Annotated in this window: 28 protein-coding genes; 18 read left to right on the plus strand and 10 right to left on the minus strand. The window is 72.1% G+C overall.

The annotated features are described in order from the left end of the window. Positions 1-14: 14 nt before the first annotated feature. From NPS70_RS12585 to pstB, 6 genes are all read left to right on the plus strand, one after another. Positions 15-1,154: a CHAD domain-containing protein gene (locus tag NPS70_RS12585; protein WP_305885813.1), complete on the plus strand. Its 1,140-nt coding sequence runs from the start codon at positions 15-17 to the stop codon at positions 1,152-1,154. After that, complete coding sequence (locus NPS70_RS12590) at positions 1,151-1,612, plus strand: NUDIX hydrolase (RefSeq protein WP_256524264.1); 462 nt, start codon at positions 1,151-1,153, stop codon at positions 1,610-1,612. Before NPS70_RS12585 ends, NPS70_RS12590 begins: the two co-directional genes overlap by 4 nt. A gap of 406 nt (positions 1,613-2,018) precedes the next feature. After that, a complete protein-coding gene (gene pstS, locus NPS70_RS12595; protein WP_256524266.1) occupies positions 2,019-3,152 on the plus strand; it encodes a phosphate ABC transporter substrate-binding protein PstS in 1,134 nt (377 codons plus the stop codon). Between the two features lie 102 nt (positions 3,153-3,254). Continuing rightward, positions 3,255-4,250, plus strand: a complete 996-nt coding sequence (gene pstC / locus NPS70_RS12600; protein WP_256524267.1) for a phosphate ABC transporter permease subunit PstC — start codon at positions 3,255-3,257, stop codon at positions 4,248-4,250. Next, the gene (pstA, locus tag NPS70_RS12605) at positions 4,247-5,326 is read left to right on the plus strand and encodes a phosphate ABC transporter permease PstA (protein ID WP_256524268.1); all 1,080 of its coding nucleotides are present in this window, start codon (positions 4,247-4,249) and stop codon (positions 5,324-5,326) included. The genes pstC and pstA overlap by 4 nt, the downstream gene beginning before the upstream one ends. A 48-nt stretch (positions 5,327-5,374) precedes the next feature. Continuing rightward, the gene (pstB, locus tag NPS70_RS12610) at positions 5,375-6,151 is read left to right on the plus strand and encodes a phosphate ABC transporter ATP-binding protein PstB (RefSeq protein WP_256524269.1); all 777 of its coding nucleotides are present in this window, start codon (positions 5,375-5,377) and stop codon (positions 6,149-6,151) included. Positions 6,152-6,394: 243 nt separating this feature from the next. On the opposite strand, the gene NPS70_RS12615 is transcribed toward pstB, so the two are convergent. Continuing rightward, positions 6,395-7,393 (minus strand): inorganic phosphate transporter, encoded by a 999-nt coding sequence (locus NPS70_RS12615; RefSeq protein WP_256524270.1) that lies wholly within the window; start codon positions 7,391-7,393, stop codon positions 6,395-6,397. 5 nt (positions 7,394-7,398) lie between these two features. Then, positions 7,399-8,019: a DUF47 family protein gene (locus NPS70_RS12620; protein WP_256524271.1), complete on the minus strand. Its 621-nt coding sequence runs from the start codon at positions 8,017-8,019 to the stop codon at positions 7,399-7,401. Positions 8,020-8,214: 195 nt separating this feature from the next. Between NPS70_RS12620 and NPS70_RS12625 the strand changes: the two genes are divergently transcribed. Further along, positions 8,215-8,559 (plus strand): metal-sensitive transcriptional regulator, encoded by a 345-nt coding sequence (locus tag NPS70_RS12625; RefSeq protein ID WP_256524272.1) that lies wholly within the window; start codon positions 8,215-8,217, stop codon positions 8,557-8,559. 280 nt (positions 8,560-8,839) lie between these two features. On the opposite strand, the gene NPS70_RS12630 is transcribed toward NPS70_RS12625, so the two are convergent. Together NPS70_RS12630 and NPS70_RS12635 are read right to left on the minus strand one after the other, a co-directional pair. After that, positions 8,840-9,025, minus strand: a complete 186-nt coding sequence (locus NPS70_RS12630; RefSeq protein ID WP_256524273.1) for a hypothetical protein — start codon at positions 9,023-9,025, stop codon at positions 8,840-8,842. Between the two features lie 122 nt (positions 9,026-9,147). Continuing rightward, positions 9,148-10,056, minus strand: a complete 909-nt coding sequence (locus NPS70_RS12635) for a hypothetical protein (protein WP_256524274.1) — start codon at positions 10,054-10,056, stop codon at positions 9,148-9,150. A gap of 273 nt (positions 10,057-10,329) precedes the next feature. Here NPS70_RS12635 and NPS70_RS12640 point away from each other — a divergent pair, with 273 nt between their 5' ends. Beyond that, the gene (locus NPS70_RS12640) at positions 10,330-10,494 is read left to right on the plus strand and encodes a hypothetical protein (RefSeq protein WP_256524275.1); all 165 of its coding nucleotides are present in this window, start codon (positions 10,330-10,332) and stop codon (positions 10,492-10,494) included. 55 nt (positions 10,495-10,549) lie between these two features. Here NPS70_RS12640 and NPS70_RS12645 read toward each other — a convergent pair whose 3' ends face one another. From NPS70_RS12645 to NPS70_RS12655, 3 genes are all read right to left on the minus strand, one after another. Then, positions 10,550-11,287, minus strand: coding sequence for a phosphatase PAP2 family protein (locus NPS70_RS12645; RefSeq protein WP_256524276.1), 738 nt, complete (start codon positions 11,285-11,287; stop codon positions 10,550-10,552). 327 nt (positions 11,288-11,614) lie between these two features. Continuing rightward, the gene (locus NPS70_RS12650; protein WP_256524304.1) at positions 11,615-12,634 is read right to left on the minus strand and encodes a bifunctional lytic transglycosylase/C40 family peptidase; all 1,020 of its coding nucleotides are present in this window, start codon (positions 12,632-12,634) and stop codon (positions 11,615-11,617) included. Positions 12,635-12,786: 152 nt separating this feature from the next. Then, positions 12,787-13,593, minus strand: a complete 807-nt coding sequence (locus tag NPS70_RS12655; RefSeq protein ID WP_256524277.1) for an SAM-dependent methyltransferase — start codon at positions 13,591-13,593, stop codon at positions 12,787-12,789. A 350-nt stretch (positions 13,594-13,943) separates the two neighbouring features. Between NPS70_RS12655 and NPS70_RS12660 the strand changes: the two genes are divergently transcribed. Together NPS70_RS12660 and NPS70_RS12665 are read left to right on the plus strand one after the other, a co-directional pair. Continuing rightward, positions 13,944-14,120: a hypothetical protein gene (locus tag NPS70_RS12660; protein WP_256524278.1), complete on the plus strand. Its 177-nt coding sequence runs from the start codon at positions 13,944-13,946 to the stop codon at positions 14,118-14,120. Positions 14,121-14,342: 222 nt separating this feature from the next. Beyond that, positions 14,343-15,140 (plus strand): thioesterase family protein, encoded by a 798-nt coding sequence (locus tag NPS70_RS12665; protein ID WP_256524279.1) that lies wholly within the window; start codon positions 14,343-14,345, stop codon positions 15,138-15,140. Between the two features lie 18 nt (positions 15,141-15,158). Here NPS70_RS12665 and NPS70_RS12670 read toward each other — a convergent pair whose 3' ends face one another. Together NPS70_RS12670 and NPS70_RS12675 are read right to left on the minus strand one after the other, a co-directional pair. Then, a complete protein-coding gene (locus NPS70_RS12670; protein WP_256524280.1) occupies positions 15,159-15,779 on the minus strand; it encodes a Uma2 family endonuclease in 621 nt (206 codons plus the stop codon). An 8-nt stretch (positions 15,780-15,787) separates the two neighbouring features. Continuing rightward, a complete protein-coding gene (locus NPS70_RS12675) occupies positions 15,788-16,204 on the minus strand; it encodes an ATP-binding protein (RefSeq protein ID WP_256524281.1) in 417 nt (138 codons plus the stop codon). 199 nt (positions 16,205-16,403) lie between these two features. Between NPS70_RS12675 and NPS70_RS12680 the strand changes: the two genes are divergently transcribed. From NPS70_RS12680 to NPS70_RS12715, 8 genes are all read left to right on the plus strand, one after another. Next, on the plus strand, positions 16,404-17,255 hold the full coding sequence (locus NPS70_RS12680; protein WP_256524282.1) for a helix-turn-helix transcriptional regulator: 852 nt from the start codon (positions 16,404-16,406) through the stop codon (positions 17,253-17,255). A gap of 10 nt (positions 17,256-17,265) precedes the next feature. After that, a complete protein-coding gene (locus NPS70_RS12685) occupies positions 17,266-17,607 on the plus strand; it encodes a DUF397 domain-containing protein (RefSeq protein ID WP_305885774.1) in 342 nt (113 codons plus the stop codon). 327 nt (positions 17,608-17,934) lie between these two features. Then, positions 17,935-18,243: a hypothetical protein gene (locus NPS70_RS12690; RefSeq protein WP_256524284.1), complete on the plus strand. Its 309-nt coding sequence runs from the start codon at positions 17,935-17,937 to the stop codon at positions 18,241-18,243. Between the two features lie 130 nt (positions 18,244-18,373). Then, positions 18,374-19,213 (plus strand): hypothetical protein, encoded by an 840-nt coding sequence (locus NPS70_RS12695; RefSeq protein WP_256524285.1) that lies wholly within the window; start codon positions 18,374-18,376, stop codon positions 19,211-19,213. Then, positions 19,203-20,501, plus strand: a complete 1,299-nt coding sequence (locus NPS70_RS12700) for a hypothetical protein (protein ID WP_256524286.1) — start codon at positions 19,203-19,205, stop codon at positions 20,499-20,501. The genes NPS70_RS12695 and NPS70_RS12700 overlap by 11 nt, the downstream gene beginning before the upstream one ends. Continuing rightward, a complete protein-coding gene (locus NPS70_RS12705; protein WP_256524287.1) occupies positions 20,498-22,051 on the plus strand; it encodes an SCO6880 family protein in 1,554 nt (517 codons plus the stop codon). The genes NPS70_RS12700 and NPS70_RS12705 overlap by 4 nt, the downstream gene beginning before the upstream one ends. Positions 22,052-22,063: 12 nt before the next feature. Further along, positions 22,064-23,485, plus strand: coding sequence for an ATP-binding protein (locus NPS70_RS12710; protein WP_256524289.1), 1,422 nt, complete (start codon positions 22,064-22,066; stop codon positions 23,483-23,485). Position 23,486: 1 nt separating this feature from the next. Beyond that, entirely contained in the window at positions 23,487-25,085 is a 1,599-nt protein-coding gene (locus NPS70_RS12715) for a type VI secretion protein (protein WP_256524290.1), read from the plus strand. Between the two features lie 65 nt (positions 25,086-25,150). Here NPS70_RS12715 and NPS70_RS12720 read toward each other — a convergent pair whose 3' ends face one another. After that, entirely contained in the window at positions 25,151-25,705 is a 555-nt protein-coding gene (locus NPS70_RS12720; protein ID WP_256524291.1) for a GNAT family N-acetyltransferase, read from the minus strand. Positions 25,706-25,823 lie beyond the last annotated feature (118 nt).

The following is a 25,823-nucleotide window of genomic DNA, read 5'->3' on the forward strand; positions in this document are numbered from 1 at the left end:
CGGCGGGCACGCAGCTGTCCGGCTACCTGCACACGCAGGCTGCGGACTTCCTCCGCAGCCTGCGCCTGCACGGCGAGGCGGGCGCGGACACGGCGGGCACCGCGGAGGCGGCGCAGGCGCTGCGCACCGCCGCCGGCCGCATCAGCGGCACCCTGGACACCTTCCGGCCGCTGGTCGAGCCCGGATGGGCGGACGAGCTGCGCAGGGAGCTGCGCTGGCTGTCGCGGACACTGGCGCTCGAGCACGCCTGCGCCGCCCGCCTCGCCCGCCTGCTGGACGCGCTGTCCCGCCTGTCGGGATCCTCGGAGGTGCCCCGCGCCCGGGCGGAGCTGCCGCCGGGTGCCCGCCCCTGCTCCGGGGACGCGCCCCGCGTCCACGCGGGCGAAGGCCCCGGGGGCGTGCCGCACCCGGCCTCCGGGCAGCCCGCCGGTCCCGGGGCGGGCGGCGGCGCAGCGGACGGCCCCGCGCCCCCGGGCGCCGGCAGGACCGGGGCCCGGGCGGCGGCGCGCACCGCCGGCGGCGGCTCCGTCGCCGTCGGCGCCGCCCGCGCCGCCGCCCTGCTGGAGCGGCAGCTGACGCTCGCCCGTACCCGGGCGCACTCCGCCGCGCTCGGGGCCCTCGGCTCCGCCCGCTTCCACGCCGTCGCGGACGCCGTGGCCTTACTCGCCTCCGAGCTGCCGCTCGCCCCGGCGGCGACCGGCCCCGCCGCCGACGAGACGCTCGCCCTGCTCGCCGAGGTCGCCGAGCACCGGCTCCTCGACGCCGTCGCCCGGCTCCCGCTCGGCCGCGCGGGCCACCCCTACAACGCCGACGCACTCGGCGGCGGGCTGGCCACCGAGCCGGACGACGAGCGGCAGGACGCCCCCTGGCACGCCGTCCGCCGCCTCCTCCGCCTGCACCGCTACGCGCAGGAGGTGGTCCACCCGGGCGCCGGGCCCGTCCTCGGCCCCGCCGCCCTGGCCCTCGACCACCACCGCGACGCCGCCGAGGCGTCCGAGGCGGCCGCGGCGGCCGCCCGCACCCCCCGGATCGCCCCGGCCACCGCCTACGCGCTCGGTGTGCTCCACGCGGACCAGCGCCACGAGGTGGAGGCGGCCCGATTCGCCTTCCAGCAGGAATGGCGGCACGCGCGGGCGGCGGTCCCCGCCCCATGAACGGGAGCAGCGCTGTGGAAGACGACCAGGAGCACGGCCCCCACGGGCCGGACACCGTGTTCGCGGCGGGCTGCGTCCTGTGGCGCCACGCCCCCGCCGCCGAGGAGGGCATCGAGCTCTGCCTGGTGCACCGTCCCAAGTACGACGACTGGTCCCACCCCAAGGGCAAGCTGAAGGCCGGCGAGGACGCGCTGGCCGCCGCGCTGCGCGAGGTGCTGGAGGAGACCGGCCACCGCTGCGTCCCCGGTGCCAGGCTGCCCTCGGTCAGCTACACGGCCGCCGGGCGCCCCAAGCACGTCGTGTACTGGGCCGCCGAGACCCGCTCGGGTTCCTTCGCCGCCAGCTCCGAGGTCGACGCCATCGTCTGGCTGCCGCCCTCGGCGGCCCGTCACCGCCTCACCCAGCCCCGCGACCGGGCGCTGGTCGACTCCCTGCTCGACGCGCTGCGCACGGCCTGAGCGGCCCTCCGGGCAGCGTTCCCTCCGCGTGGGCGGGGCCTTCGCGCGGAGGGCTCGCCCCGGCCCCGGAACCCTCCGGGGCCTCATCCGGAGCCCCACCTTCCGGGCGGCCCCGTCACCCGTCCGCCCGCCGCCCTCCGGGCCTTCACCGCCCGGGCTCCGCCCTGTGGTACGCCCTCCGAACGGCCCGTTCCGCGCGCCGACCGAGCGGAGGCGACCGAACGGAGCAATCCTGGGGAAAGGCACCAGGCCGCCGGACATGGTTCACCTCCCGTTCACTCTCTCCCTTGGGGCACGTCACCTGATCTGCCTAATTTCGGCCGTACGCGGTGACCGGCACGATGCCGGCCCCCCCACCCCGACCCCCCGCCGCAAGGACAGCGGCAACTGGAAGGAACCCCCGAAAGTGAAGCTTCAGCGCAAGAACGGACTTCGCGCCGCCGCGCTCGGTGCCCTCGCCGTTTCCGGTGCCCTGGTCCTCACCGGGTGTGGTTCGGATGACAACTCCGGTGGCACCACCGGCAGCGGTGAGAAGACCAGCGCTGCGTCGAACGTCAAGTGCGACGACGCCAAGGGCAAGCTCCTGGCTGCCGGCTCCAGCGCCCAGAAGAACGCCATGGACCTCTGGGTCAAGAACTACATGGCGGCCTGCACGGGTGTCGAGGTCAACTACAAGTCCTCGTCCTCCGGCGAGGGCATCGTCAACTTCAACCAGGGCCGCGTCGCCTTCGCCGGCTCCGACTCCGCGCTGAAGCCCGAGGAGGTCGAGGAGTCCAAGAAGGTCTGCACCGGCGGCCAGGGCATCAACCTGCCGATGGTCGGCGGCCCGATCGCCCTCGGCTACAACCTCTCCGGTGTCGAGGAGCTGAAGCTCGACGCCGCCACGATCGCCAAGATCTTCGACGGCAAGATCAAGAACTGGAACGACGCGGCGATCGCCAAGCTCAACGAGGGCACCGAGCTGCCGGACAAGCCGATCCAGGCCTTCCACCGCTCCGAGGACTCCGGCACCACCCAGAACCTGGGCAAGTACCTCGGCGCCACCGCCAAGGCTGACTGGCCCTACGAGGCCGAGAAGAAGTGGCCCGCGCCCGGCGGCCAGGCCGCGTCCGGTTCCTCCGGCGTCGCCGCCCAGGTCAAGCAGGTCGACGGGGCCATCGGCTACTTCGAGCTCTCCTACGCCACCTCCCAGTCCATCCCGACCGTGAGCATCGACACCGGCGCCTCCGCCCCGGTCGCCGCCACCTCGGAGAACGCCTCCAAGGCCATCGCCGCCGCCAAGATCAAGGGCACCGGCAAGGACCTGGCCCTGGAGCTCGACTACGCCACCACGGCCGAGGGCGCCTACCCGATGGTCCTGGTGACCTACGAGGTCGTCTGCGACACCGGCAACAACGCCGAGACCCTCGGCACCCTGAAGTCCTTCCTGACCTACACGGCCAGCGACGAGGGCCAGCAGGTCCTGACCGACCACGGCTACGCCCCGATCCCGCAGGAGATCAACAGCAAGGTCCGCGAGACCATCGCCGGCCTGAAGTAACCCAGCCAGCCGGCGGGGGCCCGTCCGCCCCCGCCGGCCGGCCATCCGGTGCACCGCCGCCAGGGGAGCCGTACGGCCCCCCAACCACAGACCGGAAAGACCATGGCTTCCACGACACCCACAGACCTCACCCCACCTCCGACGGGCCCCGCCCTCGACGGCGGGAAATCGACCGGGCGCCTCGGCGACAAGATCTTCATCGGACTGTCCCGGGGCTCGGGCATCCTCGTCCTGCTGATCATGGCGTCGATCGCCGCCTTCCTCACCTACCGGGCCGTGCTCGGCATCTCGAAGGACGAGGGCAACTTCCTCACCACCTTCGACTGGAACCCGGCGGGTGACCCGCCGGTCTTCGGCATCGCCGTCCTGCTGTTCGGCACCGTGGTCAGCTCGATCATCGCCATGGTGATCGCCGTCCCGATCGCCGTCGGCATCGCGCTGTTCATCTCGCACTACGCGCCCCGGCGCCTCGCCGCCCCCCTCGCCTACGTCGTCGACCTGCTCGCCGCCGTGCCGTCGATCATCTACGGCATCTGGGGCGCGCTCTTCCTCGTGCCGTACCTGGAGGGCCTGAACCTCTGGCTCGACCAGTTCTTCGCCTGGACGTACGTCTTCGAGAAGACCGAGGTGGGCGTCGCCCGCTCGCTGTTCACCGTGGGCATCCTGCTGGCGATCATGATCCTGCCGATCGTGACCAGCGTCAGCCGCGAGGTCTTCCTCCAGGTCCCGCGCATGAACGAGGAGGCCGCCCTGGCCCTGGGCGCGACCCGGTGGGAGGTCATCCGCATGTCGGTGCTGCCCTTCGGCCGCTCCGGCGTCATCTCCGCCTCCATGCTGGGCCTCGGCCGCGCCCTCGGCGAGACGATGGCCGTCGCCACCGTGCTCTCCCCGAGCTTCCTGATCTCGCTGCACCTGCTCAACCCGGGCGGCGGCACCTTCGCGCAGAACATCGCCGCGAAGTTCGACGAGGCGGACCAGCTCGGCCGTGACGCGCTCATCGCCTCCGGCCTCGTCCTGTTCATCCTGACCCTGCTGGTCAACGGCGCGGCCCGCCTGATCATCGCGCGCCGCAAGGAGTACTCGGGGGCCAACGCATGAGCCACGCAGTCGTCTCCGGCCCGAAGGCCGCGCCCCCGTCTCCCGGCCCCCGCCGGAGCCTCAACAGCCGCAGCCTCCCGCGCTGGGCCCCGCTCGGCTTCGCCGCCGTGTCCGTCCTGCTCGGCGTCGGCATCAGCCTCGCCGCCGGCTGGGAGAGCCGGGTCCAGTGGGGCCTCGTCTCCGCCCTGCTGTTCGTGCTCGTCTCCTACGTGGTGACCAGTGCCGTCGAGAACCGGCGCCAGGCGACGGACCGCCTGGCCACCAGCCTCGTCTGGGTCTGCTTCATCCTGGCCGTGATCCCGCTGCTCTCGCTGATCTGGGTCACCGTGAGCCGCGGTGTGAAGGCCCTGGACGGCTACTTCCTGACCCACTCCATGGCCGGCGTCCCCGGCTTCGAGGCGGGCGGCGGCGTGTACCACGCCATCGTCGGCACCCTGGAGCAGGTGGGCCTCGCCACCCTGGTCTCCGTCCCGGTCGGCCTGCTCACCGCGGTGTACCTGGTCGAGTACGGCAAGGGCGCCCTGGCCAAGGCGGTCACCTTCTTCGTCGACGTCATGACCGGCATCCCCTCGATCGTGGCGGGCCTGTTCCTGCTGTCGATCATGCTGATGTTCGACCTCCAGCCGTCCGGCCTGATGGGCGCGCTCGCCCTGGCGATCCTGATGATCCCCGTGGTCGTCCGCTCCACCGAGGAGATGCTCAAGCTCGTGCCCAACGAGCTCCGCGAGGCGTCGCTGGCGCTCGGCGTGCCGAAGTGGCGCACCATCGTCAAGGTGGTCATCCCCACGGCGCTGGGCGGCATCACCACCGGTGTGATGCTGGCCATCGCCCGTATCGCCGGTGAGACCGCCCCGATCATGCTGCTGGTCTTCGGTACCCAGCTGATCAACGCCAACCCCTTCGACGGCGCCCAGTCCTCGCTCCCCTTCTACATCTGGGAGCAGTACCGGGTCGGCAGCGAGGCGTCGTACGACCGCGCCTGGGCCGCCGCACTGGTCCTGATCGCCTTCGTCATGATCCTCAACCTCGTGGCCCGCGGCATCGCCCGCTGGAAGGCCCCCCAGACCGGCCGGTAGGCCACGATTTTCGGTCCCGCCCGGCGGGGCCCCTAGGAAGTGATCCCCATGGCCAAGCGAATCGACGTCAGCGGCCTGACCGCCTACTACGGCTCCCACAAGGCGATCGAGGACATCTCGATGACGGTGGAGCCCCGCTCCGTGACGGCCTTCATCGGCCCGTCCGGCTGCGGCAAGTCCACGTTCCTGCGCACCCTGAACCGGATGCACGAGGTCACCCCCGGCGGCCGCGTCGAGGGCAAGGTGATGCTGGACGACGAGAACCTCTACGGCTCGGGTGTCGACCCGGTGACCGTGCGCCGCACGGTCGGCATGGTCTTCCAGCGCCCGAACCCCTTCCCGACCATGTCGATCTTCGACAACGTCGCGGCGGGCCTGCGGCTGAACGGCTCGTACAAGAAGAGCGAGCTCGCCGACGTCGTCGAGCGCTCGCTGAAGGGCGCCAACCTCTGGAACGAGGTCAAGGACCGCCTGAACAAGCCCGGCTCGGGCCTGTCCGGCGGCCAGCAGCAGCGCCTGTGCATCGCGCGGGCGATCGCGGTGGAGCCGGACGTGCTGCTGATGGACGAGCCCTGCTCGGCGCTCGACCCGATCTCCACCCTCGCCATCGAGGACCTGATCGGCGAGCTGAAGGAGCGCTTCACCATCGTCATCGTGACGCACAACATGCAGCAGGCGGCGCGGGTCTCCGACCGCACGGCCTTCTTCAACCTGGCGGCGGTCGGCCAGCCCGGTCGTCTGATCGAGATCGACGACACCGAGCGGATCTTCGCCAACCCGTCCGTCCAGGCGACCGAGGACTACATCTCCGGCCGCTTCGGATAAGACGTCTTCGGGTGCTGCATGGCGGTGCCACCCGGAAGACGATCGGGCCCGCCCCCTCCCGAGGGGGCGGGCCCGCCCTCGTTCGCGGGCCGGGGCACGAGGGCCCGGTGCGCGGAGGTGCGGATCGGCGCGGTGCGGTGCGGACCGGGGGCGGGTCGGCGGGAACGGACGAGGGGCGGTGCCGGGCCTCCGCCCCGCACCGCCCCGCCCTGCCGCGGCCGGCCGGTCGCCGGTCCGCCCGGCTCAGCCGAAGACCAGCCAGATGACCCCGTAGCTCACCGCGGCCACCAGCGCGGCCGCCGGCATGGTGATGAACCACCCCAGGATGATGTTCTTCGCGACGCCCCAGCGCACCGCGTTCAGCCGCTTGGTGGCGCCGACGCCCATGATCGCCGAGGTGATCACATGGGTCGTCGAGATCGGCGCGTTGAAGAGGTAGGCCGAACCGAACATGATCGACGCGCCGGTGGTCTCCGCCGCGAACCCCTGCGGCGGGTCCAGCTCGATGATCTTGCGGCCGAGGGTGCGCATGATGCGCCAGCCGCCCGCGTAGGTGCCCAGCGAGAGCATCACCGCACAGGCGATCCTGACCCACACCGGGATCTCGTCCCCGGCCTGCTCGACGTCGGCGATGACGAGCGCCATCACCACGATGCCCATGGTCTTCTGCGCGTCCTGGAGGCCGTGGCCCAGCGCCATGCCCGCCGCCGAGACGGTCTGGGCGATCCGGAAGCCCCGCTTCGCCTTGTGCGGGTTGGTCCGGCGGAACATCCACATGATCAGGACCATCACCAGGTAGCCCGCGATCAGGCCCACGAACGGCGAGACGAACATCGGGATGACGATCTTGTGCAGCACACCGGACCAGATCACCTCGGTGCCACCCGCGAGTGCGGCACCGACCATGCCGCCGAACAGTGCATGGGAGGAGGAGGACGGGAGCCCGAAGTACCAGGTGACCATGTTCCACACGATCGCCCCGACCAGGGCGGCGAACAGGATGCCCATCCCGCGGTCGCCGTGCGGTGTCTCGATCAGCCCCTCACTGACGGTCTTGGCCACGCCCTGACCGATGAAGGCCCCTCCGAGGTTCATGACCGCGGCCATCGCCAGGGCCACCCTCGGGGTGAGCGCCCGGGTCGAGACGGAGGTGGCGATCGCGTTCGCCGAGTCGTGGAAGCCGTTGGTATAGGTGAATCCGAGCGCGACACCGACGGTCACGATCAGGGCAAAGGTGTCCACTGAGTTCAGGACTCCTTGACCGCGATGGTCTCCACCGTGTTCGCGACGTGCTCGAACGCGTCGGCGGCCTCCTCCAGCACGTCGACGATCTGCTTGAGCTTCAGCACCTCGATGGCGTCGTACTTGCCGTTGAAGAGGTGGGCGAGGAGCTTGCGGTGGATCTGGTCCGCCTGGTTCTCCAGCCGGTTGACCTCGATCCAGTACTCGGTGAGGTTGTCCATGGTCCGCAGATGGGGCATGGCCTCGGCGGTCAGCTCCGCCGCCCGCGCCAGCACCTCGATCTGCTGCTCCACACCCCTGGGGAGTTCCTCGATGTTGTAGAGGACGACGAGGTCGACGGCCTCCTCCATGAAGTCCATGATGTCGTCGAGGGAGGACGCGAGGGCATAGATGTCCTCGCGGTCGAAGGGCGTGATGAACGAGGAGTTCAGCTGGTGGAAGATCGCGTGGGTGGCGTCGTCCCCGGCGTGCTCGGCTGCCCTCATGCGCTCCGCGATCTCGGCCCGGGCGGAGGACTCGGCACCGAGCAGTTCCATCAGGAGCTTCGAGCCCGTGACGATGTTGTCCGCGGACGCGGCGAACATGTCGTAGAAGCTCGTCTCCCTGGGGGTCAGACGAAAACGCACGTGGGGTCCTCGGGGTGCTTCGGTTTCGGTCAGGCTGATGCTAGGCGCATCATCCGGCCACGGCTAACGGGCGACAACCCAGTGTCGCCCATCAATCGATGCGATCTGCACGGACCCCCACCGGTCTGACCACTATTCGCTACCATATACCCATGAGGGGTATATGGTCCCCTTTCAGGACAACGGGAGGACCCGATGACGACCACCGAGGCGGCCGGCCCCCCGGTCACCGGAGCCGAGACCGATCACGACCGCGGCGTCCACGGCTACCACCACCACAAGGACGAGCACCTCAAGCGGCTCCGCCGGATCGAGGGCCAGATCCGGGGCCTCCAGCGGATGGTCGATGAGGACGTGTACTGCATCGACATACTCACGCAGGTGTCGGCGTCCACCAAGGCCCTCCAGTCCTTCGCCCTCCAGCTGCTGGAGGAGCACCTGCGCCACTGCGTCGCGGACGCGGCCTCCAAGGGCGGCGAGGAGGTCGACGCCAAGGTGGAGGAGGCCACCAAGGCCATCGCCCGCCTGCTGCGCACCTGAGAGCAGGGCTCCGCGACATCCGGGTACGTCCCGTTTCGCCGCCCGGCGCCGCGGTCAGGGCGGAACGGAGCGAATGGCTTGATCACATCGGTTCGGGGCCCCGGCGGTCCGCTGCGTCTCCGGGCGGAGGCGCGGCACCGCCGGGCGGAGGCGCGGCACCGCCGGGCGGAGGCGCGGCACCGCCGGGCGGAGGCGCGGCACCGCCGGGCGGAGGCGCGGCACCGCCGGGCGGAGGCGCGGCACCGCCGGGCCCTTTCGGGGCCGGTTCCCGGCCGGGAGGTCAGCGGGGCGCCGGAGCCGCCCCGGCCGCGGGGCACGGAGTGACCCTCAGCACCTCGTCGATGCGATCGGGGCTGAGACGCTCCCCGTCCGCCGCGGACGCGGCGATCATAAGCTCTCCGCACAGCTCGATCTCGGCGAGGGCCACGTGGTCGTCCTGGACTGTCGTCGTACTGGGCGGAGCCACGTGCCGTCACCTCTTCCAGCCGTTGTCGGCTCCCTAGCGTAGGGATCGGGCCACACACCGCGCATGGCACGTCCGGGCCATTTGCACAGTGGCCTTCCCGGACCCCTTCACCGCCTCGGGGTTCAGACCCCCACCTTTCCCGTGTAGATGTCGCCCTCCTCCGGGATGCGCACCGCGACCGGCACCCCGAAGTCGAAGAGGACCGTGGTGGACGTCACATCCACCGAGCGCCCCTGGTTGGCGAAGGTGAAGCGGTGGCGGACCTTGCGCAGGCGCCCCGACTCGTCCACATAGGCGTCGAAGGGCACCGCGTGCCGGGTGAACCCCTTCGCCGCGGCCGCCAGCGATCCCCGGGTGTGCGAGCGGGCCGCCTCCGCCGCCCGGGCGGCCTTGCGGATGTCGGCCGTACCACGGAAGTGCCGCACCCTGCGGCCCGCCAGCTCGGCTTCCCCCACGTACGCCACCCGCTCGGCACCGCGGAGGAGTTCGGCGGCGGCCATCGGATCGGTCGCACCCCCGGTGACGAGGTTGCCGTCCTCGAGTGAGGTGGTGTCCACCCGCACCCACTTGTCGGCCGGCACGCCCGCTCCCCGGTTCTTCATGTAGAGGGCGCCGGGCACGAACAGCTCGGTGATCGGCTGGTGCTCGTCGACACCCGCGGGATCGGCCGGGAGGACCACCCGCAGCCGCCCCGTCGCCCGGGTGAAGTCGTAGCCGCCCTCCCCCCGGATCGTGACGCGGGTACCCCCCGTCGCCATCTCCATGGCGGTGCGGGCCCGCGAGGTGCCGACCGCGGCCAGGGCGTCCACCGCGTCGCGGATCTCCTCGTCGTGGCTTCCGGGCCCCGCGGCCCGCCCGCCGCCCGGTGCCGCCGAGGGCTCTCCCGACCGTGCGCCGGAGCCCGCCCTGGAGACGCCGTCACCGTCCTGGACGGCTGCGCCCGCACCCGAGCACCCGGTGGCGACCACCACGCCCAGGGCGGTCGCCGCCACGGTCAACACGCCGCCTCTGCGTCTGTGCTGTTGCACCATCGCCTGCCAACCCCCAACACCGAGACTGCTCGTAGGAAGCCCACCCGCCCCGCCTAACGACGTGTGCGTCACACCGTCACGCAGACACGCCGTCACACGGGCGCACGGGAGCACGCGGCGCACTCGGAGACGGGCGCCGTGCCACCCCGGGGGAGACGGGCGGGGGCGGGGGGTGACGGGGGCGCGCTACGGCACGCCTCCGCCCGGCGGAGGCCGCACGGCCGCGAGGCGGACGCCGTCCCGGAACGGGCGGCGGCGCAGTACCGTTGCACCGTGCCCCAGCAGGAGCTGTCCGCGGACGACCCGGCCCATCTGACCACCACCGTCGAACGCGGATCCTTCGCGCACGCCCGCTGCAGTTGCGGCTGGGCCGGCCCGGCGCGGCGCTCCCGCGACCGCGCCCGTTCCGACGCCCGGGCACACTCCTCGGACGCCTGAACCGCCGAGGCCCCGCCCCGGTCCGGGGCAGGGCCTCGCGGAGGGTTCCGCGTCGTCAGGCGGCGAGGCCGTTGGCCCCCGGGTCCTTGCCCTCGCCCCGGGGCTCGGGGATGTCCACCGGCTCGGCCGTGAGCGCCCCGTCGGCCGCCCGCGAGCGCACGAGCGGGCCGAGCAGCCTGGTGGAGGCGAGCGCCGAGACCAGGGGCGTCAGCAGCGCCAGGGCGAGCGGCGCCAGCAGCAGGGCGACCGCGGTGCCCAGGGCGAAGCCCCCGATCACGTCGGTCGGGTAGTGGACGCCCATGTACACGCGGCAGAAGCCCTCGGCCGCGGCCAGCACGAGCGCGGCCGCGCCGAACCTGCGGTGGGTGATGAACAGGGCCGCCGCGATCGCCATCGCCATCGTGGAGTGGTCGCTGACGAAGGAGAAGTCGGTCTTCCCCTGGACCAGGACCTCCAGGCCGTCGTGGTCGTAGAACGGCCGGGGCCGCTGGACGAAGCCGCGGATCGGGATGTTGACCAGCAGCGCGATGCCCGCGGCCAGCGGGGCCCAGACCAGGCCCGCGACGGCGGCGACCGAGTCCTCACGCGTGCCGCCGCGGCGCACGCTCCACCAGCACCAGAGGGCCACCAGCACCAGGGCGAGCATGATCCCGTACTCGCCGACGAACTCCATGGTCCGGTCGAACCAGCCCGGGGCGTCCTTGGCGAGGCCGTTGATGTCGTAGAGCAGGCTGACGTCGGGGTTCGTCCCGCTCGCCTCGGTGACGGGGAACCCGTTCGCGAGTCCAGCCATGTGCAGCGGCCCCTTGCTTCCGTCGCCTCGACGGCGCACCTCCTGTGCGCCGTGCCATCAACCCCCGTGGTCGGTCGGGTGTGTGCTGCATGGTCAGTGCGGCCGTCCCTGCCCAGGAAACGACGCGGCCCGCCGGGTCGTTCCTCTCTCCACCGAACGATCACCATGACGTTATCGAAGGGTGACACGTCCTCGCAGCTCAGCACCGGTCGCCGGGGGTTCCGTTCCGGCCACGGCCCGCGGGAACCGGACACCTCGGGGCCCGGCAGGCCGGACAGCGGGAATCCGGCGGTGCGTCAGGAGCCGGGACCTCGGGATCCGGGGGCGTCAGGAGCCGGGGGCGGAGCTCGGCAGTGCGGTCGGCAGTGCGGCGGCGCCGTCCTCGGTCACGCGGGTGGCGCCGAAGTAGTCCGGGGTGTCGATCCTGTCGAAGCGGATCACGGCCCCGGTGTACGGAGCGTTGATCATGTATCCGCCACCGACATAGAGGCCGACGTGCCGGATCGCCCGCGAGTTGGTCAGGTCGTCGGAGAAGAACACGAGGTCGCCGGGCATCAGCTCGTCCCGGGAGGGGTGCGGCCCGGCGTTGTACTGGTCGTTGGCCACCCGGGGGAGCTCGATGCCCACCGTCCGGTACGCGGCCTGGGTGAGCCCCGAGCAGTCGAAGCGCCCGTCCTGCTCGGGTGTGCCGTTACCGCCCCACAGATAGGGCGTGCCGAGCTTCTGCTGGGCGAAGTAGATGGCCCCGGCCGCCTGGCGCGAGGGCTCCACCCGGTCGACGGGACGGGCGAAGCTCTTCTCCAGGGAGCGGATGACCTTCACGTAGTTCTGCGTCTCGCGGTACGGGGGCACCCCGCCGTACTTGATCACCGCGTAGGCACCCGCGTTGTAGGCGGCCAGCATGTTGTCGGTGGGGTCGCCGGGCACCTTGCGTACGTAGCCGGCCAGTTCGCAGTCGTAGGACGCGGCCGAGGGGATGGCGTCCGCGGGGTCCCACACGTCGCGGTCCCCGTCGTTGTCGCCGTCGATGCCGTGGGTCGCCCAGGTGCCGGGGATGAACTGGGCGATGCCCTGGGCGGCGGCATGGCTCTGCGCCCTCGGGTTCCAGCCGCTCTCCTGGTAGAGCTGCGCCGCGAGGAGCGCCGGGTTGATGGCGGGGCAGAGGTTGCCCCACTTCTGCACCAGGGCCTGGTAGCGGGCGGGCACCGCGCCCTTGGCGAGCGTCACCGCGCCGCCCTTGGCCCCGGCCAGCCCCGCGGCGGCGGTGTAGGTGCCGACGAACAGCAGCGAGACGAACAGCACGCAGACACCGGCGCAGGCACCGGTGACGAGCCACGCCTTACGCACCGTCAACCACCCTCCGTCCCGGGCCGGTCCGCCGACGCCCCAGTGTAGGCGGGAGGGTGGTCAGCGGGGAGCGGGAAACGCGTCGCCCCGGCGCGCGGCTCCCCGGGAGGGGCGGCGCCCCGGAGCGGGCGGTGGCCCGGGGCCGGCGGCCCTCAGCCCTTGCGGCCGACACCGCCGTACATGGCCACCTCCTCGGGGGCGCCGAGGTCCTCCTCGTCGGGTCGCCAGCGGTTGCAGGAGACCACTCCGGGGTCGAGCAGTTCGAGACCGTCGAAGTAGCGGGTCACCTGATCAGGGGTGCGCTGGGTGAGCCGGGGGGTGCCGTTCTCGTTCCAGAAGGCGACCGCCTCGTCCACCTCGGGCATCCGGGGGCTGGTGATCGTGTGGGAGAGCACGAGGTGGCTCCCGCTCGGCAGCCCCGCCATGAGCCGGCGGACCACGCCGTACGACTCCTCGTCGTCCTCCACGAAGATCACGACGCCGAGGAGCATCAGCGCCACGGGCTCGGAGAAGTCCAGGGTCCGCGCCGCCTGCTCCAGGATCGCCTCCGGCTCCCGCAGGTCGGCGTCGAGGTAGTCGGTGCGCCCCTCCGGCGTCCCGGTGAGCAGCGCACGGGCGTGCACGAGCACCAGCGGGTCGTTGTCCACGTAGACGATGCGGGCGTCGGGCCGGATGCGCTGGGCGACCTCGTGGGTGTTGTCGGCGCTGGGCAGCCCGGTCCCGACGTCGAGGAACTGCCGGACGCCGGCCTCGGCGGCGAGGTGGCGCACCGCGCGGCCGAGGAGGCGCCGGTCCGCGAGGGCGTAGTCGCCGATGCCCGGGTGGAGCGCACGGATCTGGTCGCCTGCGGCCTGGTCGACCGGGTAGTTGTCCTTGCCCCCGGTCCAGTAGTTCCAGATCCGGGCGGTGTGGGGGCGCGTGGAGTCGATGCGCGCCTGTATCGCTGCGTCGTCGGTCACGACATGCACCTTAGTGAACTCACCTGCCCCGCAGGCGGGTTGCCGCGAAGTCGGTCCCCGCGCGGCGGCCTGCGGGGTCCGCTCCGCCCGTCGGGGGGCGACGGTGACGGCTCGATCCGCGGCGACTACTTTCCGTAGCAATCCGAATGACGTGAAACCGTCGGTACCCCCGGCACCTCCCCTTACAGTTCAGGGGCGGAGCGGCAAAGGGCCCGGTACCAGGCTTGCGGAGCGAGGGACCCGCTTTCATGGTCTGAACCAGTTGCCACTACTCTGTGTCACGCAGCCAACAAGGCTGAGGCCAGAACCCCACCGTCGACCACGGAGGGGCCAGCACCACAGGAGCACCAGTGAAGAACTCTGCGATCGTGACCGACGCACCGGGCACGACCGACGCGCAGAACGGGGAGTCCGGACGCCGGCAGGGCCGGAACGGCGACGCGGGCGGCACCGTCGCCACGGTGACGTTCATCGCCCTGCTCGCCGTCGCCATCGGCCTCCTCGGCTACATGGTGGTCGGCGGCTGACATCGGCCCGGCGCCTCCGGAGGGGGTGCCCGGTCCCCATCGGGACCGGGCACCCCCTCTTTCCTCGTCCAGCCCCCTCCCGGCACCCGGACCGCCGCCGCACAGGAGCCGCAGGCCCCTGGATCAGGCCATTACCGATCGGTAACGTGCCGGGTGCGCCCCCTCGGCGGGAGGCGCACCCGCGCGGGGACCCGTCCCGCACCGATCCTGGGAGGCAGCCGCATGACACCACCGGATGCCGAGGCGTTCTTCGTCCGCCTCGACGACCACCGCTACGCCCCCACCGAGCACACCCGCGGCCCGTGGGACGCCGCCGCGCAGCACGCCGGCCCCCCGGCCGCCCTGCTCGGCCGGGTGCTGGAGGAGCGCCCCGGGGCCCGCCCGGACATGCGGCTGGCCCGTGTCACCTACGAGATCCTGCGCCCGGTGCCCATAGCCCCGCTGGAGGCCACGGTCACCGTGCTGCGCGCCGGCCGCGGCACCGAGGTGGTGGAGGCCGCGCTGGCGCCGGAGGGTGGACGCCCGGTGATGCTCGCCCGGGGACTGCGCATCCGCACCACGGAGGAGCCCGGGCCCGCCGTGGCCGAGGGCCCGCACCTGCCCGCCCCCTCCGAGACGTCGGCCTCGCCGTTCTTCGGCGTCCCCTGGGAGGTCGGCTACCACACGGCCATGGAGGCCCGGTTCGCCGAGGGCTCCTGGCTGGAGCGGGGACCGGGTGCGTGCTGGCTGCGGATGCGGATGCCCCTCGTCGCGGGGGACGCGCCGCGCGCCCTGGACCGGGTGCTGGTGGCGGCCGACTCCGGGAACGGGATCAGCAACGTCCTCGACTTCGAGCGCCATGTTTTCGTCAACCCGGACCTGACGGTCCACCTCCAGCGCCACCCACTCGGCGAGTGGGTGGCCGTCGCGGCCCGCACCGGTGTGGACGAGTCGGGCATCGGCCTCGCCGACGCCCGGCTCCACGACGAGAAGGGGCCCATCGGCCGGAGCGCCCAGAGCCTCTTCGTCGCGCCCCGCTGAGCGGACGCGGCACGCGCCTCAGACCGGGGCGCCCTCCGCGTACCGGGGGACGCCGCCGGTGGCGAGCACGCCCCCGGGCGGGGCGGGCAGGGGGACCTCCTCGCCGAAGCGCCCGGCCAGCGTCTCCCGGTAGCCCGTCCGGTCCGGTCCGGTGTGCAGGGCCCAGGTCCCGTACCGCGGGTCGACCACCAGCAGGGCGGGGACGCAGGCGACGGCGTACCAGTCCATCCGGTGGCCCGGCTCCCCGGCCTTCTCCTGCCGGGGTACGACCTCCACGGCGAGCAGGACGTCCCGCACGTCGAGCAGTCCGCCGCCCGGCTCCGCCGCCACCGCCGCGCAGGACCGCGCCGCGGCACGCACCACGAGGTCGGGCACGGCGAAGTCGTCGGGGTCGAAGGGCATCGCCACGGGCAGCGCCCGCCCGACCAGCAGGCCCCCCTCCGGCGCCGGACCGCCGAGGACGGCCGCGTCGAGTGCCGCCCCCAGCCCGTCGGCGAGGAGGCGGACCGCCGCCGTGCGTGTCGCGCAGTCCGTGCGGCTGAGCACCAGGCTGCCGCCCAGCACCTCCGCCCTCAGCGGCGTCAGCCGGGCGATCAGCCGGGCCAGCTCCCGCGGCGTGCGCGGTAACAGACGCCCCATCAGCATGGTCACCGGGACCCACCGACCTCGACCCAGAGCAGCTTCCCGCCGCCCGGGAGCGCGGAGTGCCCCCAGGCGTCCGCGCACACGGCCACCAGGCAGAGCCCGCGACCGCCCTCCGCCGAGGCGTCCGGCCGCCGGGGCAGGCCGCTGAAAGGAGGGGGCACCTCGGGGCTGGTGTCCCACACGCCCAACCGAAGCCGCCCCCTCCCCGGCGCCCGCAGCCGCAGGCCGTAGCTCCCCTCGGTATGCCGGTAGGCGTTGGTCACCAGTTCCGACGCGAGCAGCCCGGCATCATGGCCGAGCCCACCCAGCCGGTGCGCCTCAAGCACCGCGCGGACGGCTCTGCGCGCCAGTCCCGCGGACCGCGGATCCCGCGGAAGTCGGAGGGCGTAGACCCAGGGCGGGGATACGGTGGTGAGCATGGAAGTCCTCTCGACGGAGCCTGTGTTGAGCGGGGGTGCCCGGTGACCAGGTCGCTCCGTCGAGCGGGGTGCTTCCAGGCGGGTGGCCTGGAGCACAGGCTAGGCATTGAGCAAAGAATCTTTGCGGGAACTCAAGGGATTCGACGCCAGAATCCCCCATGCGGGTGACGAGCTCACCCCAGGCACCGAAGGGAGTTGCATGGCTGCGCGACCGGCCCCCACCGCGCGACGCATGCGCCTCGCCACCGAGCTGCGGCGACTCCGCGAACGGGCGGGCATGACGACAACAGACGCGGCACGGGAACTGGGGACCAGCTCGGGCCAGTTGAGCAATGTCGAGTCCGCGCGCTTCGGGGTGAGCTCCGACCGGGTGCGCGCCATGGCCCGCACCTACTCGTGCACAGACCGCGCGTACGTCGATGCGCTCGCAGCCATGGCGTCCGAGCGAGTCCGGGGCTGGTGGGAGCAGTACCGGGGGACCCTCCCGGACGGACTTCTCGACCTGGCGGAGTTCGAGCACCACGCCACCGCCCTGCGGACCGCCTACACCGCTCACATTCCGGGCCTGCTCCAGATCGCCGACCACGCGCGCCAGATCTTCGGTCAGGTGGTGCCCGAGCTGTCACCGCCGGAGATCGAGCATCGCGTGGCCCACCGAATCAAGAGGCAGGACGTGATCCACCGCGACCACCCCGTGCCCTTTGAGACGGCGGTACATGAGGCGGCACTTCGCATGCAGTTCGGTGGCCCCGCAGTAGCCAGACGACAGCTCGCCCACCTGCTCGACATGAGCGAGCGGCCTCAGATCACGCTGCGCGTGATCCCCTTCTCCGCGGGAGCGTTCCCCGGATCAGGACAGTCCTTCGCGTACGGCCTGGGGCCAGTCCGACAGCTGGACACCGTGCATCTCGACCAGTCACATGGGCCAGTACTCCTGCACACCGACACCCAGCTTCGCCGGTACCGCACACTGCTCGACGGGATGCAGAACGCAGCCCTGTCGCCGACAGCGTCCCGGGACTTCATCCTCCACGTCATCCGAGATCTCTGAGAGGACGGACATGCACCCCGGCAAGTGGCAGACATCGTCGTACTGCGGCGAGGGAGACGCCTGCGTGAACGTTACTGCGGACAGGCACGGCGGCGTCCTCCTCACCGAGTCCTCCGACCCCGACGGCGTGATACTCCACACCACCCCCGAGGCCTTCGCCGCCCTCACCCACGCCCTCAGGACCGACACACCCAGCCCCCACATCCGCATCACCCGCACCCCCGACGGCCTCGTCCGGCTCCACCACCCCCACACCCCCGAACAGACCGTCACCACCACCGCCGACAAGTGGCACGCCTTCACCCTCGGCGTCCTCGACGGCGAATTCGACCACCTGGGAGCCCGCGCCTGACCGGCACCACCGGCGCACTCGCCCACAGGCGGACACCACCCCCGGGAGCCCCCTCCCGCACCACCCGCAAATACGCCCCAAATGTGGCACAACGACAGTCATTGCCCAGAGTCACGCTCCGTGATACACAGAGTGACGGTGCTTGCACGGAGGCCGCCTCGCGCCGCCTTGCCGCAGGTCAGGGCGGCCGGGTCGGTCATACGTGCGGAGATCGGGTAAAGAGACCCTCGAAGACGGCATACGCGCGCGGATTCATCAGCGAAGATAGAGAGTGACCCGTGCCGTGGGGCGTGGGCGGCGAACAACCCGACAGGGGCGGTGAGTTACATGATCCTGGCAGCCGAGAAGGGCGACATCACCACCATTATCGGCGGTATCGCCCCGAACTGGGGCCCGTTCGGAAGCCTGGGCAACGAAGCTCGGGTGATGATCGAGGTCGTGATGGCCATCGCCATCCTCATCTGCCTCGGCATCGCGATCTGGGGCGCGGCCAAGCAGCGCATCGGTGCCACCGCCCTGCGCGACACCTTCAGCGCCGAACAGGGCAAGGGCCTGATCGTCGCCGGCCTCACCGGCGTCTTCATCATCGGATCACTCGGAACCCTGTTCACCATCGTCTACGGGATGGCCGTCTGAGACCCCGCCACACCCGTTCGGCCCCCGCCCGGGCGGTCCGTCGGAGCCCGCGCACCTGATGTCACATCACCATCCCGCGCTCATGCGGGCACAGAACACGCCCACGACCGGTTGAGGGAGCCCGCGCGACATGAGCCTCGGCGACGATCACGACGGCCGTACGAGCGAGGGCTTCGGCGGCTCCGGCCAGACCCGCACCCGCCTCCCGGGCTCCGCGGAGGCCGACGTGTACGGCGGCGCCCGCCGTCCCGTGCGCAGCTCCCGGTCCCTCATCGGCGTGGTCGGCGTGGTGGTGCTGCTCATCGCCGCGATCGCCTTCGCCAACCGCGGCAGCGGCGAGGACGGCACCGCCAAGGGCAATGCCTCCAACCCGGAGGCCGCACCGACGGCGGCCACCGGCGTCCGCCCCGTCAAGAGCCGGACGGGCGACATCCCGACGGGCTACGCACAGGACGAGCAGGGCGCCCAGAGCGCCGCGGCGAACTACGCGGTGGCACTCGGGTCCACCGAGATGTTCGACAAGGCGAGTAGGGACGCCATCGTGAGCGTGGTCTACTCGCCCGACGTCGCCGCAGAGCGCCGGGGCGATCTCGACCGCGTCTACTCGGACAAGGACTTCCTGAAGCGGTTGGGCCTCACGGCCGAAGGCACCGCCCCGACGGGGATGACCTTCGTCAGCAGGTCGAACCCCGCAGGGGCGAAGGTCGAGAGTTTCGCCACCGATACCGCGCGCGTCTCCGTCTGGTACTCGACCCTTTTCGGGCTCGCCGGGGAGGGGTCGACCAACCCCGTGACGGAAGGCTGGTACACCAACACGTTCTCCCTGGAATGGGTCGACGGTGACTGGAAGGTCACCGACTTCACGCAGAAGGACGGCCCCGTACCGGTCGGGCGCGACCAGGCGGCCTCCGGGGCCGAGGAGATGTCCGAGGCCGTGAAGCAGTTCGGAGGGTTCACCTATGCGCGGTAGCCGTCGGCTCGTCTCCGTCACTGCTGGCACGGTGGCCCTGCAGAGCGCACTCGTCCTCTTCGCTTCGCGTGCGGTGGCCGAGCCCTCGCCGACACCGAGCCCGAGCAACAACCCGTGCGACCTCATCCGAGGCCCCGCCCGCGACTACTGCGAGAACGGCGAGCCCGGCGTCGCGCCCCGCTCCCCCGGCGTCACCAACCCCGCCGACGCCCTCGACCCGCTCTCCGCGCTCGCCCGCGGCTGCGCCGACGCGGCCATCACCGTGCTCGACTACCTCTCGGGAGCCGTGAAGGGAACCGCCGAGGTCGACTTCACGAACCAGGCCTTCCTCGCCCGCTACGCCATCGTCTTCGCCGCCGCCACCATCCTGACCCTGGTGCTGTGGCTCCTCGCCGTCGCCAAGCGCGCCATCCGGGGTGTCCCGCTGACGACCGCGATCTCCGAGGCCGTCGGCTTCCTCTGGCTGACCGTCCTCGCCTCCGCCTTCACACCCCTGATCCTCTACACCGTGGTCTCGGCCACCGACGCCATCACCGAGGTCGTCGCCTCCGGAACCGCGGAACAGACCGACATGTTCTTCGGCAGCTTCAAACAGGCCCTCCAGAAGGGCGACGCCATCAGCGGCGGACCGATCATGCTGATCATCGTCGCGCTCGTCACCATCGTCGCCGCCGGCGTCCTGTTCCTGGAGCTGTTCATCCGGGCCGTGCTGCTCTACGTCGGCGCGCTGCTCGGCGTCGTCGTCTACTCCGGGCTGGTCGACAAGAACATGTGGGGCCACGTCCGCCGCTGGGCCGGCATCATGATCGCGATCATCCTGGTCAAACCGATCATCGTCATCGTCCTCGGCCTCGCGGGCGCGCTCTCCGCCGGTGAGGGACCGGACTCCGTCTCCGCCGTCGTCTCCGGCCTCTCGATCATCCTGCTGGCCATCTTCGCCTCCGCGATGATCTACCGCTTCGTACCGGGCTTCGGGGACGAGATCGCCAACTCCCGCAACAACCGCATCCAGAACGCCGCCGAGGGCAAGGCCGCGGCCGTCATCAGCTCGCCCGCCGCCCTCGTCTCCCAGGGCATCAAGACGCACAGCTCCCGCGGCAACCAGAGCGGGGGCGGCGACGGCGGCTCCGCAGCGGCCCCCCGCCCCGCGAACCCGGTCAGCGGCGGCGTCGCCGCGCACGGCAGCCGCGGCGGCGCACCGGCCGCCGCACCCGCGCCCCGGAGCAGCGCCCCGACGGGCAGCACCCCGCACAGCAACCGCAACACCTCAGGAGGTGGAGGGCGTTGACGACCCCGTCCCAGCCCATCGCGCCCCGCCGCACGTACCTGATCGGCCGCGCCCGGCCGAACGCCGTCGTCGGCAAGAACCGCGAGACCGGCGAGATCACACTGATCATCGCGGGTGCGTTCCTCGGCATGATGAGCGGGCTGCTGGTCCCCGTCCTCTCCCTGAGGATCGTGGCGCTCGTCGGCTTCCCCATGCTGGCGCTCGCCGCCGTCTACCTGCCCTACCGGCACCGCACCTTCTACAAGTGGTTCGAGATCAACCGCAGCTACCGCCGCACCCTGCGCCAGGGCACCACCTACCGCTCCGGGGCCGTCGAGGCCGGCACCCGGCTCGACGGCCGCGAGGTGGAGATCGGCCCGCCGCCCGGCATCGGGCGGATCAGCTGGCTCTCGGCCCCCTTCGGCCCCGACGAGATCGCGGTCCTGCTCCACGCCGACCGCCGCACCGTCACCGCCGTCATCGAGATCGAGGGCCCGGGCGTCGGCCTGCGCGACAGCGAGGACCAGGAGGCCCTGGTCGACCGGTTCGGGACCCTCCTCAAGCACGTGGCCAACGGCGACGGCTTCGTCACCCGCCTCCAGATGCTCGCCCGCACCCTGCCCGCCGACCCGGACGCCCACGCCAAGGACGTCGCCCAGCGCGGCGACCACGCGGCCCCGGCCTGGCTCCAGGATTCCTACGACCAGCTCCAGTCGATGGTCTCCACCTCCAGCGAACAGCACCGCGCCTACCTCGTGGCCTGCATGCACTACTCGCGTGAACTGGCCGCCGAGGCCCACGCGATGGCCCGCGCGGCCAAGGCCGCATCCGGTGCCCGCCGGCTCGACAAGGACTCGGGCCTCGCCGTCGTCATGGCCCGCGAACTCAACGACATCTGCGCCCGCCTCGCCGAGGCCGACATCCGGGTCCGGCAGCCCCTCGGCCAGTCGCGACTCGCCTCCCTCGTGCACTCCATGTACGACCCCGATCATCCCATCGACCACATCCAGGCGATGACCAAGCGCAACGCCTGGCCCGCCGAGCTGGACGCCGTCGAGCCGACCCACCTCCAGGCCAAGACCCGCGAGTCCTCCACCCGGGCCCCCTGGTGCCACTCGACGGCCTGGGTCAAGGAGTGGCCCCTGACGCCCGTCGGGGTCAACTTCCTCGCCCCGCTCCTCGTCCACACACCCGACGTCATCCGCACGGTCGCGGTGACCATGGACCTGGAACCCACCGAGGTCGCCATCGAGCGCATGCTCACCGAGAAGACCAACGACGCCGCGGACGCCAGCCGCGCCGCCAAGATGAACCGGACCGTCGACCCGCGCGACATCGCCGCACACGGCCGGCTCGACCAGCGGGGTGAAGATCTCGCCAGCGGTGCGGCGGGGGTCAACCTCGTCGGGTACATCACTGTGTCGTCGCGCTCGCCCGAGGCCCTGGCCAGGGACAAGCGCACGATCAGGGCCTCTGCCGGCAAGTCGTATCTGAAGCTGGAGTGGTGCGACCGCGAGCACCACAGGGCCTTTGTGAACACCCTGCCGTTCGCGACCGGCATCCGCCGATAGGGGCCCCGAGCCATGCGTGATCCGCTGTCCCTCCTCACCGAGGCGTTCACCTCCTTCGTGTTCGGGAAGGTGGAGACGACCCGCCTGCCCGTCCGCACCTCGACCGGGCAGGCCCAGGCCGTCTACCTGCCGACCGCCGCACCCGGGCTCGGCGACTCCGGTGTGATCATCGGCCGCGAGGTCTACAGCGGCAAGGGCTACATCTACGACCCCTTCCAGCTCTACGGCCAGCAGCTGCCCGCCCCCCACTGGCTGGTCCTCGGCGAGTCCGGCAACGGCAAGTCCGCCCTGGAGAAGACCTACGTCCTGCGGCAGTTGCGCTTCCGCGACCGCCAGGTCGTCGTCCTCGACGCCCAGGGCGAGGACGGCGTCGGCGAATGGAACCTCATCGCCCAGGAGCTGGGGATAACGCCCATCCGGCTCGACCCGATGACCGCCCTCGACGGCGGCATCCGCCTCAACCCGCTGGACCCGGCGATCACCACCACCGGTCAGCTCGCCCTGCTGCGCACCATCATCGAGGTGGCCATGGGCCACGGGCTCGACGAGCGCAGCGGCTTCGCGCTGAAGGTGGCCCACTCCTACGTCAACGAGACCGTCACCGACCGGCAGCCCGTCCTCACCGACATCGTCGAGCAGCTACGGCATCCCGAGCCGGAGTCGGCCGAGGCGATGAACGTCGACATAGACGACGTCCGCGCATGGGGCCTCGACGTCGCCCTCGTGCTCGACCGCCTAGTCGACGGCGACCTGCGCGGCATGTTCGACGGGCCGACGACGGTGGGCATCGACCTCGACGCACCGCTCATCGTCTTCGACCTGTCCCACATCGACCGCAACTCCATCGCCATGCCCATCCTCATGGCCATCGTCGGAGTCTGGCTGGAGCACACCTGGATCCGGCCCGACCGCAAGAAGCGCATCTTCCTGGTGGAGGAGGCGTGGCACATCATCAACAGCCCCTTCGTCGCCCAGCTGTTCCAGCGGCTGCTGAAGTTCGGGCGGCGGCTCGGCCTGTCCTTCGTCGCCGTCGTCCACCACCTCTCGGACGTGGTCGACGGGGCGGCGGCACGGGAGGCCGCCGCCATCCTCAAGATGGCCTCCACCCGGACCGTCTACGCCCAGAAGGCCGACGAGGCACGGGCCACGGGACGGGTCCTCGGCCTGCCGCGCTGGGCCGTGGAGATCATCCCCACCCTCACCCCGGGAATCGCCGTGTGGGACGTCAACGGCAACGTCCAGGTCGTCAAGCACCTGATCACCGAGGCGGAGCGCCCGCTGGTCTTCACCGACCGGGCGATGACCGAGTCCTCACGGCCGGTCGTCCCCGAGCACGTCCAGGCCGCCGAGTGGGAGGCGGAGCAGCGCGCGGCCCTCATCGAGCAGCACCAGAAGCAGTACGAGGACGAGTCCACCGAGTCGACGGTGGCCTGAGATGACGGCGGGGCGCAGGGCCCACGACGGGCACACCGGGGGCGGTGCGCCGCAGGACCGCGGTCCCGGCGGCGGCATCCCCGACGGACTGCTGCTGGCTCTGCTGGCGGCCGTCATCGGCCTCGGAGCGGTCGTGTGGACGGGCACGGGGCTGGCGGCGCTGCTCGCCCACGGGTCCTGGCCGGACGGGGTGTCCTACACCGGGGCCCCCGGCGCCCTGCGCTCCCTGGTCGGGTCTCCGCAGGACCTCACCGCGGCATGGCCCGACGCCCCGCCCGGCCAGCTGTCCGGCTACGGGCTGTTCTGGGGGCTCGTCATCGGCCAGGTCATGCTTCTGGTGGTGCTCGCCGTGTTCGCACTGGGCACCCTCGCCCGGTGGCGCGCCGTCCGTGCGGCCGCGCGCGCCGGGAAGGCCCTCGCGGGCCCCCGCCACGAGGCAGGCGTCCCGTCCGGCCCCGACGGCCCCGCCCACGAGGTGGCCGTTCCCGCGTACGGCCCGCCCCCGACCGCGGCGAAGGGGGCGCCCGGAGACCGGGTGGAGCCCTCGCCGACCGCGCCCACCCCTCACCATGCGGCCGCGGCGGCGCACCCGACGGCCGTTGCCGGTCACGCGAGCGGAGCGGCCACGACGGACGTGCCCCGGGAGCCGACGGCCGTTCCCGGGCCCCGCGTCCCCGCGGCGCCCGTCTTCTACGGTGACGCCTCCGTACGCCGCGACGCGGCCGTCCGGGCCCTGCTGGACGCCGAGGGCCCCGCCCTCGTCACCACCTCCGACCCGGCCGTGTGGTCCGAGACCAAGGACACCCGCGCCAAGCTGGGGCCCGTGCTCGTCTACGACCCGGGCCACCTGTGCGACACCCCGTCCCGTGTGCACTGGTCGCCCGCGGCGGGCTGCGAGGACGCCGCCCGCGCGGCCGCACGCGCCGAGGCCCTGCTGGCCCCCGTGCGCCCGCACGCCCTCGCCGACGCGGCGATGGCCGACACCGCGGAGACGCTGCTGCGCTGCTGGCTCCACGCAGCCGCGATCGACGGCCGCCCGTTCCGCCAGGTGCACCGCTGGGCCCAGGGCACCTCCGCCCAGGACCCCGTCCGGATCCTCCGCACCCACCCCCGGGCGGCCGGCGGGCTCGCCGGACTCCTGGAGTCGGCGCTGACCGCACACCCCGAACGCCGGGACGTCGCCACGCAGCTGACGTCCCGTGCCCTGTCGGCGCTGTCCTCGGTGCACATCCGTGAGGCATGCACAGCACATCGAACCGATTCCCTGGCCTTGGAATCATTCGTGAACGAAGCGGGCACCCTCTATGTAGTGGGTGAAGCGGTCGAGGATCCTCGTACCCGCCCGGGCGCCGTGCCCCTCCTCACGGCGCTCGTCGCAGACGTGGTCGAGCGTGGCCGCCGCATGGCCGAACGGTCATCCGGTGGTCGGCTCGACCCACCACTCACGCTCGTCCTCGACGACATCGCCGCGGTGGCCCCGTTCCCGCTGCTGCCCCGGCTGCTGACGGACGGCCGGAGTTCCGGCATGCCGACGCTCGCGCTGCTGCGCTCCCCCGAACAGGGCCGCGCCCGCTGGCCGCAGGCACTGCCGAGCCAGTGACACACCGACACCGGAGGACGCGCCCGACCCCGCCGCCGCGCCCCTGCCGGCATCGGCACGCCCTGCTACGCAGCCGGCTCGCGCAGCACCTCGTACTCCCGGGCATGCTCGTCGCCGGGAATCGGGGACGTGTCCCCGCTCGGCGCGAAGCCGATCCTCCGGTACATGCGTGCGGCGCGTTCGTTGTCGGCATGGAAGATCAGCCGCACCCGCTCGATCCGTGGTTCCCGGAGCTCCCAGGCCCACTCCAGGGCGGCGCGGAACAGCGCATCGGCCACTCCCCGGCCGCGTGCCTCCGCACGGACGAAGACACCGACCACGTGCCCCTGGTCCACCTGGGCCGGCTTGCCGAGGCGGGGCGCGGCCCCCGCCCGCTCGACCAGTACCGAGACCGTGCCGTCCCACCGGCCGTCCGGGCCTTCGGCCACCAGCTGGACCACGTCGGAACCCTCGGCGGCCTGCGTCGTCCTCTGCCGCCACTCAGCGTCGGGACGGGCCAGGGCCGTCTCGTAGGTCTCCAGGAAGGCGATCGAGGCAAGCGGGTCCTGTAGCGCGGCCAGCCGGAGCTCCCGCACCTGCTCCCACTCTTCGGGCCGTACCGGCCGGATGAGGTACTCCATCCCCGCATGGTCACCCGGGGCCGTCCGCCGTGGCAAAGGACTTTCACCTGATGGGACAGGCAGCCGGGACGGCCCCCTGTCCGAACCCCGGGAACACTCCCCCGGGGAAGGCTCCCGG

This window comes from Streptomyces sp. C10-9-1 (genome assembly GCF_024497955.1).
Taxonomy (GTDB): Bacteria; Actinomycetota; Actinomycetes; order Streptomycetales; family Streptomycetaceae; genus Streptomyces; species Streptomyces sanyensis.

Coding starts and splice junctions, on each gene's coding strand:
- NPS70_RS12625 (WP_256524272.1), top strand. CDS start 8,215: ATGACGACCACCGAGGCGGCCGGCCCCCCGGTCACCGGAGCCGAGACC.
- NPS70_RS12675 (WP_256524281.1), bottom strand. CDS start 16,204: ATGCTCACCACCGTATCCCCGCCCTGGGTCTACGCCCTCCGACTTCCG.
- NPS70_RS12645 (WP_256524276.1), bottom strand. CDS start 11,287: ATGGCTGGACTCGCGAACGGGTTCCCCGTCACCGAGGCGAGCGGGACG.
- NPS70_RS12685 (WP_305885774.1), top strand. CDS start 17,266: ATGCACCCCGGCAAGTGGCAGACATCGTCGTACTGCGGCGAGGGAGAC.
- pstC (WP_256524267.1), top strand. CDS start 3,255: ATGGCTTCCACGACACCCACAGACCTCACCCCACCTCCGACGGGCCCC.
- NPS70_RS12590 (WP_256524264.1), top strand. CDS start 1,151: ATGAACGGGAGCAGCGCTGTGGAAGACGACCAGGAGCACGGCCCCCAC.
- NPS70_RS12670 (WP_256524280.1), bottom strand. CDS start 15,779: ATGGGGCGTCTGTTACCGCGCACGCCGCGGGAGCTGGCCCGGCTGATC.
- pstA (WP_256524268.1), top strand. CDS start 4,247: ATGAGCCACGCAGTCGTCTCCGGCCCGAAGGCCGCGCCCCCGTCTCCC.
- pstB (WP_256524269.1), top strand. CDS start 5,375: ATGGCCAAGCGAATCGACGTCAGCGGCCTGACCGCCTACTACGGCTCC.
- NPS70_RS12720 (WP_256524291.1), bottom strand. CDS start 25,705: ATGGAGTACCTCATCCGGCCGGTACGGCCCGAAGAGTGGGAGCAGGTG.
- NPS70_RS12695 (WP_256524285.1), top strand. CDS start 18,374: ATGAGCCTCGGCGACGATCACGACGGCCGTACGAGCGAGGGCTTCGGC.
- NPS70_RS12690 (WP_256524284.1), top strand. CDS start 17,935: ATGATCCTGGCAGCCGAGAAGGGCGACATCACCACCATTATCGGCGGT.
- NPS70_RS12680 (WP_256524282.1), top strand. CDS start 16,404: ATGGCTGCGCGACCGGCCCCCACCGCGCGACGCATGCGCCTCGCCACC.
- NPS70_RS12665 (WP_256524279.1), top strand. CDS start 14,343: ATGACACCACCGGATGCCGAGGCGTTCTTCGTCCGCCTCGACGACCAC.
- NPS70_RS12715 (WP_256524290.1), top strand. CDS start 23,487: ATGACGGCGGGGCGCAGGGCCCACGACGGGCACACCGGGGGCGGTGCG.
- NPS70_RS12710 (WP_256524289.1), top strand. CDS start 22,064: ATGCGTGATCCGCTGTCCCTCCTCACCGAGGCGTTCACCTCCTTCGTG.
- NPS70_RS12635 (WP_256524274.1), bottom strand. CDS start 10,056: ATGGTGCAACAGCACAGACGCAGAGGCGGCGTGTTGACCGTGGCGGCG.
- NPS70_RS12700 (WP_256524286.1), top strand. CDS start 19,203: ATGCGCGGTAGCCGTCGGCTCGTCTCCGTCACTGCTGGCACGGTGGCC.